This is a genomic window from Sphingobacterium nematocida, assembly GCF_900168125.1.
Classification (GTDB): domain Bacteria; phylum Bacteroidota; class Bacteroidia; order Sphingobacteriales; family Sphingobacteriaceae; genus Sphingobacterium; species Sphingobacterium nematocida.
The window spans coordinates 156,212-168,267 of sequence record NZ_FUZF01000010.1 but is presented as its reverse complement, the minus strand read 5'-3'; the positions used below and the strand labels follow the sequence as shown (position 1 = coordinate 168,267).

Genomic DNA, 12,056 nt, shown 5'->3' with positions numbered 1-12,056 from the left:
TACAGTATGCTGCCGGAGCAACTGGTTGTACAGTGATCGTAGTGGCTGGTTTAACCGTAACAGTAACATCCGTAGACGTTGCTGCACCACAACCGCCTGTTACCACAACACGGTAGGTATGTGTACCTGCTGTCAGCGACGTAGGCAAGCTATATGTTTTGGTCGTACCAACAGAGGTCGTTGTACTACCGGACACCTTGAACCATTCGTAGGTCAGGGTACCATCGCCCGTAGCGGTAACATCCAATGTAGAAGTACCTCCGATACAGTATGCTGCCGGAGCAACTGGTTGTACAGTGATCGTAGTGGCTGGTTTAACCGTAATTGTTCCGGTAGCGGCCACATTACCACATCCGCCTGTTAAAGGAATGTTGTATGTAAAAACTCCAACAACGCTCGGAATACCACTGATCGTAATCTTGTTGTTAGCAAAGGTTGCTGTAACTCCTGTTGGTAAACCTGTATTAGTTACATTAATACCTGTTGCACCTGTGGTAGTATGTTCGATTGCAGTCAATGCTGTATTGATACAAACTGACCTTGGCGTGCCCGCAGTTACCGTGTTTTTTGCTGTTACGGTAACCAATGCAGTTGTTGTACAACCGTTTGAATTCTTATAAGTAATCGTGGTCGTGCCAGCTGATAAACCGGTAACTAGACCAGTGGAACTAACAGTCGCAACTGTTGTATTTGAAGAAGTCCAAGCATTACTAGCCGCAGCGGTACCGGAGCCCGATAGCTGTGTTGTATTTTCTTGGCATAAGATCAGAACACCTGTAATAGTTGGTATAGTTGGAACCAAAGTTACTGTCGCAGTATTATTAGTAGCGTCAGGATCATTTTTTGTCCCTGTAATGGTAGCTTGGTTTGTATAGTTTCCAGTACTTTTTACTTTCGCTCTAATTTTTAAAACAGATTCTCCATATAAAGCTAAACTACCAATTGTCCAAATTCCACTGGCAGGAACATAAGTCGTTCCTGAGGGTGCAGTATGGCTATCATATTCAAAACCATTAGGCAATAAATCATTCACAACAACGCCGGTGGCTGCCGCAGGACCAATATTTTTAGCTGTTAAGGTAAATTCAACGATATCATCTATACAAGGAGTCGGTTTGTCTACCATTTTCTCAATAGCGAGATCCGCACCGAATACCCCCTCGATCTTCGACACAAAAACACCTGCATCCAATTTTCGGTCTCCTGCATCGGCAATCGCAATTTTAAATTCATACTCTCCGCCCGGGGTTAGCCCTGCTAAATCATATTGAATTAATTTTGTCAATCCATTATATTCCACATGTATAGGGAATGGCCCAGGATTGTCATTTAATATAAGCTGGTTGGTATTGGGCCAAGAACGTGTTGTTGTGGTGTGCCCATTATTAAGGTAATAAGCGTTATTTGTACCATCATATCCATTGCTATTGGAACCTTGTCGACCATAATTTCCGTAATTCACCTTATTAATAGCGGTAACAGTCTGAGCTGGATTGGGTAAACGAGCCATATTGGTCCATGTAGTCGTTCCAACCTTCCTAACAAAAAAACCAAAAGTATCATTATACTCAGATCCCACATAGTCAGGGTACTCTTCCGAACCAAACTGATAGGCAATCCGCAGAGCGTCAGCCCCACCTGTTAATGTAATTTTGAAAGTATAAACAACGGCATCCCATATCGCATTACTTGTTATCGCCGTTAATTGGGGGTCACTATAAGAACCAGATTGTGCTTCAACTGTTTCCTGTACTGCTGGATTTTTCCGAGTAATATTCTGTACAGCATTACCTGTAGAAAATAATACACCTGAATTCACGCCCAAACCTGCTGCCGTACCATTAGTAAAGATCGCAATTTGATTATTATTACCTCCACGCACTATTTGTGGAGAAGATATAGTAAGTCCATTAGCGTTCAATCCCAAAGCTATGGCCGCAGCATCAGGAGCACTATTCGTCACAGTTGCCTGCCCGAAAAGATTCGAAACCATCGAAAAAATGGCCAAGTGCACAAGCATGGTACACTTGAGGGCGAAAGATTTTATATTTGTTTTCATCACAGTAACGTTTTGGGCTTATTGTTTTTCAAGGGTTTCATCTACAAATAGACCCAGTTGCTTCAGTAGATCCTGATCACTTGTGAGTCGCGAAAACTCTTCTTCAGAAAGTACTCCTTTTAGATCATCCAACAGTGAGTTTACATTAAGGCGCTTTCTGGATGTCGGCATATCCTTTGATTCAAAAATTTGATTCTTTATCAGCAATATTTCCATTAAAGCCGTTTCCTTACTCTTGCCTTTAAAATTATTAGCAGGTCCTCTAGAAACTGTACTAGCAGCAGTACTTTTTTGCATTGTCACTCCCGCCGATTTTTTCATTGTTGATTGAGATGATGCAGATGGAGAAGCAAGGAAGCCTTGAATTGCTTGCAGTTCTTGTTGAGACTTCTGTTTAATAACTGGTTTAATATGGTTATCCGTATTTTCTTGTCCTTTTACCATAAAAACCGAGACAAACACAAACAATAAACATAGAATTGCTTTCGCACTTCCTATGATTGAGTTCTGAAACTTTACCTTTTCTAACTTTTTCATAACCTTCATATTTTAGCGATGCCGTAAAGCATCCAATTTGTTTGGCAATTGAGGAGATCGATAGAGAGTGAACACCTCGCTTGTTTATTTCTTTAGCTAACTCGTTTGTTTGGGGAATAAGAAACTTCATAGCGGGCACTAATCCATCGTCACTTTGGGTCTTATTTCCTGAACGAAGTTTGCAATAAAAAAGAAGGATTAACGGAATTCTAAGTAGACATCTATGGGGACAAAATGCACTACTAGTGGACAAGCCAAAGGAAATAGGGCTCAATTACAAGTGGACAAATGAAAAATAAAAAACTAAAAAACAGACAGTTATCAAAAGTCACGCTAAGACAGACCTAGGGGGACAGAAAAAAAATGAAATAAATCACCGAGAAGTGTTGTTGGACAAATCGGGACAGTAAAATATTGTAAATTATCTATAGAAACCAGTCATAAAGCGCCACATCCATAGCTGAAATCTACAGATCCGAATGTTCCGTTGCTCCAGTTTATCCATCAAATGATACGGCATCACAGCACTTGATGGAGAGGTGCCAACACCTATAAAAAAAGCATCGCCGCATAACGAAAATATGCCAGCCGATAGTAATCAAAAATGCCCCTAGTCAAATCTCTTGACTAGGGGCATTTAAAAAGTTATCTAACGACTCTTTTATTTATGTCGTTCTTCTAGATTCTTGGCAATAGTTTCTAATGAAAATCCTTTTTCTCGCAACAGTACTAATAGATGGAAAATCAGATCAGAGGTCTCATCGATAAATTCCCTTTCCGTCTGCGCTAAAGCCGCTATCACCGTTTCAACAGCCTCTTCACCCACCTTCTGTGCTATCTTATTTAATCCTTTAGCTCTTAGATGATTGACGTAAGACTCTTCAGAAGGGAACTCATAGCGTTGTGCTATAATACGTTCCAACTCAGCAATAAAATTATTCCCATAAGCGGTGTTGAAACAACTTCTACTCCCGGTATGGCAGGTAGGCCCTGCAGGCTGAACCTTTATAAGGATGGTATCTTGATCACAATCGATATGAAAACTCTTCATCCATAAAAAATTACCACTTTCTTCCCCTTTGGTCCAAAGTCTATTCTTTGACCGCGAGAAAAAGGTCACTTTTTGGTCTTTTTGTGTCTTTTCCCAAGCTTCATCATTCATGTAACCCAACATCAGAACTTCTAGTGTCTGAACATCCTGAATGACTACTGGGACAAGACCGTCACCTTTTTCAAAATCTATCATTTTTTTAATTAGTATTGAGTACCAAGTATTGCGTATTTAGACAATGTAATATCGCCTGTCTCCAATGTTATCGTACCGTTATTCCTGATGCACGTAATGTATTTTTCAATTCTGGAATCCTGATCTCTCCATAATGAAACACGGAAGCAGCTAAAGCAGCGTCAACATTGGCTTGCTGAAATACGTCAACAAAATGCTGTTCATTGCCTGCTCCTCCTGATGCTATCAATGGGATATTAATCTGCTTATTAATCGTAGCCAATAGACCGTTGTCAAACCCATTCTTTGTTCCGTCATGATCCATCGACGTTAACAAAATCTCACCTGCACCCCGGCTTTCCGCTTCCTTTATCCATTCTTCAGTAAGGATATCCGTCTTTTCCCTTCCTCCGCTCAAGTGCACATAGTTCTTTCCATCGATCAATCTCGTATCTACCGCCACAACAACAAACTGTGCCCCAAATGCTTTAGCAAGATCGTCAATCAACTGCCGATTTCGGACCGCAGCCGAATTGATCGATATTTTATCTGCACCGCTGTTTAAAAGAATCTCCGCATCACGCATCTCGTTAATACCACCACCAATTGTGAATGGGATATTAACCTGTCGAGCAACAGCCTTCACCAAATCGATCGTGGTCTTTCGCCCTTCATGGGTAGCAGCGATGTCTAAAAAGACCAGTTCATCCGCGCCTTGTTGAGAATATTGCCAAGCCAGTTCGACCGGATCACCTGCATCACGAAGATCTACAAAGTTGACCCCTTTAACGGTGCGCCCGTCCTTAACATCTAGACATGGAATGATACGCTTAGCTAACATATTTTATAAACTTGAAGTGTAAGCTATAGGCTTTAGGCCAGTAGGCTTAAGCGTATAGCATACGGCTTTACAGCATATGATGATTAAAATTTAATTAATGTTTTTAAGTTCCAGTCTTTAATTTCGTCAATAGAAATTTTATTCTCATAGATAGCTTTACCTACAACACAAGATTCTAATCGCCCTAATTCATTAAGGTTTTCAATATCTTTCATTGAAGATATTCCGCCGGATCCAATTAATTTGATAATTGGTGAATGATCCAATAGTTTCTTATATAGATCGATACCAGCACCACCTAATTTACCATCTTTTGAGATGTCGGTACATAGGAAGCGGAAAAACCCTAAAGCAAGGCATCTATCGATATATTCCATAAGCTTGATTGGCGAACTCTCCAACCACCCTGAATACTTAATAACCTCATCCAAGACATCAATAGCAATCACGATATGATTTGCATATTTGACACGTCCTTCATTCAATTGTGCGAGATCTTCTAAAAATGTCGGATTAGTAATAGCCTGTGTACCTACGATAACACGATACACACCTGCGTCAATAAGTTCTTTTACCTTTTCAATACTGCGCACACCTCCTCCATATTGGACTTTCATATCGGTACGACGTACAATATCAAAAAGATATTCTTGATTAGAGAAATCGCCTTTCGCACCATTCAAATCAATAATATGTACCATCTCAGTACCATTAGCATGGTACTTTTTCATTTGATCTTCTAAAGAAATGTCATAAGTAGTAACGTCTTCGTAAGAACCTTCTCTTAGTCGAACTACCTTCTTGTCTAAAACATCTATCGCTGGAATGATATACATAGTAAAGTAAAAATTAAAAAGTTAAAAGTTAAAAAGCCTATTCTCCTCCCTTACCTTATAACAGGCCTAGGGTTGCAAAAGTAGTCTTTAATTTTTAATTATATTTTAGAAAAATTCAATAATAAACGCTCACCGTACACACCTGACTTTTCAGGATGAAACTGTACCCCATAGAAATTATCCTTTTGAATCGCAGCTGAATACGCTATCCCATACGTACAGGTCGCAGCTGTAAATTCCGAACTATGTTCTATAAAGTATGAGTGTACGAAATAAAAATAAGTATTATCTGGTATTCCAGTAAACAAAGCACAGTTGATTTTAGGAATAATGCTATTCCATCCCATATGAGGGACTTTTAGCTCCACTCGATTGGCAAAATGTAACGTGTTTAATGGAAATACAGACAAAAGATCGGCATTCCCTTCTTCGGAAAAAGCAGTTAATAGCTGCATCCCTACGCAAATACCTAACACCGGCTTTTCTAATAAAAGAATGGTATCCACCAGCCCGGTTTCTCTAAGTTTTGTCATAGCAGCCCCTGCATGTCCGACACCAGGAATAATGACACGATCATAAAGATCAAAATCTTCCTTGCTGTTGATCATTCCATATCCTACCTGGATTCGATCCAACGCCGCGGTTAACGAAAAAATATTACCCGCGCCATAATTAACTATACCTATCATTGTTAGTAGTTAGATGTTAGTAGTTAAAAGTCAGAAATTAGAAGTTTGAAAATCATTTACCATTAATCACTAACCATTAACAATTACTATAATACCCCTTTTGTACTTGGCAGCTGCATATTCTCAGCATCGCGTCGTACAGCTTTTTTTATCGATTTGGCGAATGCTTTGAAAATAGCTTCAATTTTGTGGTGTTCGTTATCACCTTCTGCTTTAATATTCAAATTAGCTTTTGCAGCGTCCGAAAATGATTTAAAAAAGTGAAAAAACATCTCCGTAGGCATGTCTCCGATTTTTTCTCGCTTAAACTCGGCTTCCCATACAATCCAGTTGCGACCTCCAAAGTCCAAAGCAACCTGAGCCAGACAATCGTCCATCGGTAAGGTGTAGGCATATCGTTCGATACCGCGCTTATCACCCAATACCTGTAAAAAAACCTCACCTAAAGCTATACCCGTATCTTCTATGGTATGATGTTCGTCGATATGAAGATCTCCTTTTGCATGTACGGTCAAATCAATCGCGCCATGACGAGCGATCTGATCCAACATATGATCAAAAAACGGAAGTCCCGTATGGATATCGGATTTGCCAGATCCATCAAGATTAACCTTAATATAAATATCTGTTTCATTCGTTTTGCGATGATGCTCGGCTGTACGGGTACTCAGTTTCAAAAACTCATAAACAGCTTTCCAATCAGATGTCTGCAAAGCAACACAATCATCCGTAATAGCTACCTGTTCAGCCTTTCCAAGTTCATCATTATTGCGTAACCATATCGCCTTAGCACCAAGATTTTGGGCCAATTTAACATCGTTGACACGATCTCCAATCACAAATGAATCCGTCAGGTTATATTTTGTTTTATCAAAATACCCAGTCAACATACCTATACCCGGCTTACGTGTTGCCGCATTTTCGTGCGGAAAAGTCTTGTCAATATGCTCTTCAGCAAAGAAGACGCCTTCTGCTTTAAATGTATCAATCACAAAATTATGCACAGGCCAGAAGTTTTCTTCTGGATGTGATGCAGTACCTAAGCCATCTTGATTGGAAACCAAAATCAATTCAAAATCCAACTCACGGGCGATACGGGGAAGATACTGTAATGCGCCTGGATAGAATTTTAGCTTAGCAAAAGAATCGATTTGTTCGTCTTCGGGCTCTAGAATGAGCGTCCCATCTCTATCTATAAATAAAACTCTCTTTATAGGGTTTTCCATAATGTTTAGCTGTAAAATTGTTTAATAGCACGGATCAACTTACTGTTCTCTTCGGTAGTACCTATGGTCATCCGTAAACAGCCATCGCACAATTCTACTTTAGAGCGATCACGAACAATAATACCTTGATTGACCAAGAAGTTATATAATTCGCGAGGTTCAATCAATCTGACCAAGATAAAGTTAGCGTCGGATGGAGTGATGTGTGCAACCTGTTCTATCGTAGACAACTCGCCTATCAGAAACTCCCTTTCTGCTACCGTTTGCTGAATCCAATTATTAACTATGTCCACATTTTCCAAGGCCTTCAATACCAGATCCTGCGTAGCCTGGTTTATATTATAAGGAGGTTTTATCTTGTTAAAAACCCGAATAATCTCTTTGCTTGCGAATGCCATCCCTAATCGTAATGCGGCCAATCCCCAAGCCTTGGATAGTGTCTGAAGGATGACAAGATTGGGATACTCGGCAAGTTCCTGCGTGAAAGAACGTTGCTTAGAGAAATTAATGTATGCCTCGTCGATCACGACCAAACCCTTGAAATGCGTCAGAATAGTCTCAATGTCATTTCGATTGATGCTATTGCCTGTAGGATTATTGGGCGAACAGATAAAAATCATCTTAGTATGCATATCAAGCGCCTCTGCAATCCCATCTAGATCCAACTGATATTCTGCAGTCAGGTTGACCTTACGGATCTGTACATCATTAATATTAGCAGATACCTCATACATTCCATAAGTGGGAGGTACCAAGATGACATTGTCTACTCCAGGTTTGCAAAATGCCCGATACAGAATATCAATAGCTTCGTCGCTTCCATTACCTAAAAAGATATGATCTGCTGGCACCCCTTTGATCTGAGCTAGTCTTTCTTTAACCTGATGTTGCAAAGGATCGGGATAGCGGTTATAATGATGGTCCAAAGGGGAACCAAAAGCATTTTCATTGGCATCTAGCAATACAGACGCTTCTCCTTTAAATTCATCTCTTGCGGAGGAATAAGGGACCAGTTTTTTGATATTGTCCCTTAGTAGGTTATCTAAGTTGAAAGACATATTTGTTGTCCATTAAAATTGAGGAGTAAAGATGGTTAAAAATTTACAGAATCACTAAACTTTATACCAATTGCCCTCAAATGACAGCTCGCTTTCTTCAAATATTGTTTTAGCTTCGTTAAGCAAAGGCTCCAAGTCCTTATATCGGGCTGAATAATGCCCCATCAACAAATGTTTGGCACCAACTTGTACAGCGACCTGTGCTGCTTCGAGACTGGTACTATGAAGGGTTTCAACAGCCCGTCCCAACAAATCATGTTCAAAGGTTGTCTCGTGATACAAAAGGTCGACTCCCTGTATGGCCTCCATATACCGGGCAAATGCTCGTGTATCAGAACAATAAGCGTAACTCCTAGAGGCGGGCGCAGGCCGCGTCAACTCTGATGCCCGGTATTTAACACCATCCAAACCATCGCAATCAATCCCTTTTTTCAGCTGTTGTAAAAATACCGTAGGGATATTCAATCCTGCAATCTTTTCGGAAATCAAAGAAGCTGACCTTTTTCCTTCGTCAAACCGAAAGCCTGTAGTAGGCACCCTATGGGCAAGAGGGAATGATCGCACCGTAAGCATCGGAGAGGTCATAATTACCTCTTCGATTTCTGGATTGGTCGGATAAAACTGTAAGTTATATCGGAGTGTAGTATCTGAATGTTTAAGCTGAAGACTCACGATGTCCATCAGTGGAGCAGGACCATGCAGATGTAATTCTGATTTACGACCATTTAGATTCATGGAAGACAGTAAACCAACAAGTCCCAAATAATGATCTCCATGAAGATGACTAATAAATATCCGGGATATTTTATTGCTCTTAATTCCATAACGATGCAATTGCATTTGTGTCCCTTCGCCACAATCAATCAGAAACAACTGCTCGTTAAAATTTACTACCTGCGCCGTAGGATGACGATCATAAATGGGCGTTGCAGAACTATTCCCTAAGATCAGAACCTCAAACTTCATCTCCTAGACACCCCCTATCAAATCGCGCTGAATCTCATTACTAAAGATAAGATCTTCGGCATCTGTAATAGATTTGACTATGGTAAAAAATTTATCCAGATGGGCGACCTTCAATATATGCTGCACAGCAGGCGTTAACCCCGTAATAATAAACATTCCATCTGCCCCCTGACACAATCTATGGGCCAATAAGCCCATACGAATCCCCTCTTCACAGATATCCTGTACTTGTGCTAGGTCTAATACAATATTACGTTGACCCGAAGTATTTCGAAGCATAAACTCCCCCTTCAAAAAAGCCGCTGCCGCTGCATCCAATACAGAAGTAAGTGGTTCTATAACCACGTACCTCTCGTGTTTGTCAATAGTGTATCGCATCTTTAATTTTATTTTAATAACTTCATCACCATCGTAACCTTCATCACGATTATAATTTTAATTTTATAGTGCCGCTAATGCGTTGTTGACATTACGTTCTACACGGCTCAACACATCCCCTTCTTCTGGGTATTCAAAGCGCTCTCCTGCAATATGCTCGTAAAGCTCAATATACCGTTCTGAAATAGAACGGACTATTTCATCTGTCATTTCCGGCACTTGTTGGCCTTCTTTTCCTTGAAAACCGTTCTCAATCAACCATTGACGAACAAACTCTTTGGACAATTGCTTTTGTGCTTCACCTTTAGCCTGACGCTCCTCATACCCTTCCGCATAAAAATAACGCGAAGAATCGGGTGTATGAATTTCATCGATCAGGTAAATCTTTCCATCCTTCTTCCCAAATTCATACTTCGTATCCACTAAGATAAGGCCCCGCTCTTTGGCAATCTCCACACCACGTTGATAAAGAGCATGCGCATAAGTTTCCAATTGCTCGTAGTCTTCTGGACTCACAATACCCTGTCTTAAGATCTCCGCCTTGGAAATATCCATATCGTGTCCTACAGCAGCCTTTGTCGTAGGGGTTATAATTGGCTTTGCCAATTTATCATTTTCTTTTAAACCTTCTGCCAGAACTTCACCACAAAGCTCACGTCCCCCCTCACGATAAGTACGCCAAGCATGACCTGATAAATAGCCACGAATCACCATTTCCACTTTAAAAGGATCGCACATCTGTCCAATCGTAACCGAGGGGTCCGGAACAGTGACAACCCAGTTGGGAATAATATCTGCTGTAGCTTTCAAAAATTTGGCTGCAATCTGATTTAAAACCTGTCCTTTGAAAGGAATAGCACGAGGGAGCACCACATCAAATGCTGAAATACGGTCTGATGCAACCATCACTAAGTATTGATTATCTATGGTATAAACATCACGCACCTTACCTCTGTAAAAACCTGTCTGCTTATTAAAATTAAAATGGGTTTCTTTTATTGCACTCATCGTATTATATCGCCCCTATTTGTTGTATATATTAGTATTAATTATTTGCATTTAAATCTCCGTAGGCCTCCAATATGCGCCTCACTAGTTTATGCCTAACGACATCACTCCCCGTAAGATACACAATATCTATTCCGCTGATATTGTCCAGTATCTTAATAGCGGTAGCTAAACCAGACTGAGACTTTTTAGGAAGATCAATCTGTGTCAGGTCACCCGTGACAATAAATTTGGCGGTAGGGCCCATACGAGTCAAGAACATTTTCAATTGCATATCTGTGGCATTCTGCGCTTCATCCAAAATCACAAAACAATTGTCAAGTGTACGCCCTCGCATAAACGCTAAAGGAGCAACCTCGATAGTTCTATTTTCTAGATACCCCTTCAACTTTTCTACAGGAATCATATCATCCAATGCATCATACAATGGCCTTAAATAAGGATCTACTTTCTCTTTAAGATCACCTGGCAAGAATCCCAGATTCTCTCCGGCCTCCACGGCAGGGCGCGTCAGAATGATGCGCTTAATTTCCTTGTTCCGCAATGCTCTAACAGCAAGAGCTACTGCGGTATAAGTCTTTCCGGTACCGGCAGGACCTACTGCAAATAGGATATCATTTTTAGTGATACTATCCACCATCTTACGTTGATTGGGTGTCCGCGCCCGGACAATAAGTCCATTTGGCCCGTAGACAATAGGTTCCCCCTTAATCCCCCCCTGTCCCTCTTCCAATTTATCTTTTTCTACCCTCTCTTTATCTCGAGGAGGAAGTCCTAATAGCTCTTCCAGTTGCAAAGCCTCCAAAACGTTGTACTTGACGACATGATCCATAATTGAGGAAAACATGGAATCAAAAACACGTTGCTCAGTTTCTTCACCTAAGACCTTCAATTCCGTACCTCTAGCTATCAGGCGTAATTTAGGAAATCTATTTTTTATAGATTCAAAGTTTTCATTTTGAGCCCCCCACAGAGAGACCAAATTTACGTTATCCAAATTGATGACTAATTCACTCAAAGTATATGGTTTTTAGTATAAATTTCTGTAGATAAAGATAGATAAGATTTTCTATTTGTAGAATGAAAAACATTCTTATCTAAGTAAATTATATCCAAAAATACAAACTAATATTTTCACATCTTATGAATCTGAAAAATATTCATTATTTTAAATGCGAAAGTCCATTATGAGGACTAGTTTTGCTAACTTTGTCTTTGCTTTTTTGTACAAAA

Annotated in this window: 12 protein-coding genes; all 12 read right to left on the bottom strand. The window is 40.2% G+C overall.

Features of this window, described 5'->3' with window-relative positions:
• On the bottom strand, window positions 1-2,059 hold a 2,059-nt coding region (locus B5X76_RS12290; RefSeq protein ID WP_139375290.1), incomplete at its 3' end, for a choice-of-anchor L domain-containing protein.
• A gap of 18 nt (window positions 2,060-2,077) precedes the next feature.
• The gene (locus B5X76_RS12285; protein ID WP_139375289.1) at window positions 2,078-2,596 is read right to left on the bottom strand and encodes a hypothetical protein; all 519 of its coding nucleotides are present in this window, start codon (window positions 2,594-2,596) and stop codon (window positions 2,078-2,080) included.
• Window positions 2,597-3,257: 661 nt separating this feature from the next.
• Window positions 3,258-3,842, bottom strand: coding sequence for a bifunctional phosphoribosyl-AMP cyclohydrolase/phosphoribosyl-ATP diphosphatase HisIE (gene hisIE, locus B5X76_RS12280; RefSeq protein WP_079643401.1), 585 nt, complete (start codon window positions 3,840-3,842; stop codon window positions 3,258-3,260).
• Between the two features lie 67 nt (window positions 3,843-3,909).
• Entirely contained in the window at window positions 3,910-4,662 is a 753-nt protein-coding gene (hisF, locus tag B5X76_RS12275) for an imidazole glycerol phosphate synthase subunit HisF (RefSeq protein WP_079643400.1), read from the bottom strand.
• 83 nt (window positions 4,663-4,745) lie between these two features.
• Complete coding sequence (locus B5X76_RS12270; RefSeq protein ID WP_079643399.1) at window positions 4,746-5,498, bottom strand: 1-(5-phosphoribosyl)-5-[(5-phosphoribosylamino)methylideneamino]imidazole-4-carboxamide isomerase; 753 nt, start codon at window positions 5,496-5,498, stop codon at window positions 4,746-4,748.
• 98 nt (window positions 5,499-5,596) lie between these two features.
• Window positions 5,597-6,187, bottom strand: a complete 591-nt coding sequence (gene hisH / locus B5X76_RS12265) for an imidazole glycerol phosphate synthase subunit HisH (protein WP_079643398.1) — start codon at window positions 6,185-6,187, stop codon at window positions 5,597-5,599.
• A gap of 86 nt (window positions 6,188-6,273) precedes the next feature.
• On the bottom strand, window positions 6,274-7,413 hold the full coding sequence (hisB, locus tag B5X76_RS12260; RefSeq protein ID WP_079643397.1) for a bifunctional histidinol-phosphatase/imidazoleglycerol-phosphate dehydratase HisB: 1,140 nt from the start codon (window positions 7,411-7,413) through the stop codon (window positions 6,274-6,276).
• A gap of 5 nt (window positions 7,414-7,418) precedes the next feature.
• Window positions 7,419-8,471: a histidinol-phosphate transaminase gene (gene hisC / locus B5X76_RS12255; protein WP_079643396.1), complete on the bottom strand. Its 1,053-nt coding sequence runs from the start codon at window positions 8,469-8,471 to the stop codon at window positions 7,419-7,421.
• Window positions 8,472-8,525: 54 nt separating this feature from the next.
• On the bottom strand, window positions 8,526-9,437 hold the full coding sequence (locus B5X76_RS12250; RefSeq protein ID WP_079643395.1) for a ribonuclease Z: 912 nt from the start codon (window positions 9,435-9,437) through the stop codon (window positions 8,526-8,528).
• 3 nt (window positions 9,438-9,440) lie between these two features.
• Window positions 9,441-9,815: an STAS domain-containing protein gene (locus tag B5X76_RS12245; RefSeq protein ID WP_079643394.1), complete on the bottom strand. Its 375-nt coding sequence runs from the start codon at window positions 9,813-9,815 to the stop codon at window positions 9,441-9,443.
• A gap of 63 nt (window positions 9,816-9,878) precedes the next feature.
• The gene (locus B5X76_RS12240) at window positions 9,879-10,823 is read right to left on the bottom strand and encodes a phosphoribosylaminoimidazolesuccinocarboxamide synthase (RefSeq protein ID WP_079643393.1); all 945 of its coding nucleotides are present in this window, start codon (window positions 10,821-10,823) and stop codon (window positions 9,879-9,881) included.
• Between the two features lie 37 nt (window positions 10,824-10,860).
• The gene (locus tag B5X76_RS12235) at window positions 10,861-11,841 is read right to left on the bottom strand and encodes a PhoH family protein (protein ID WP_079643392.1); all 981 of its coding nucleotides are present in this window, start codon (window positions 11,839-11,841) and stop codon (window positions 10,861-10,863) included.
• Window positions 11,842-12,056: the final 215 nt, after the last annotated feature.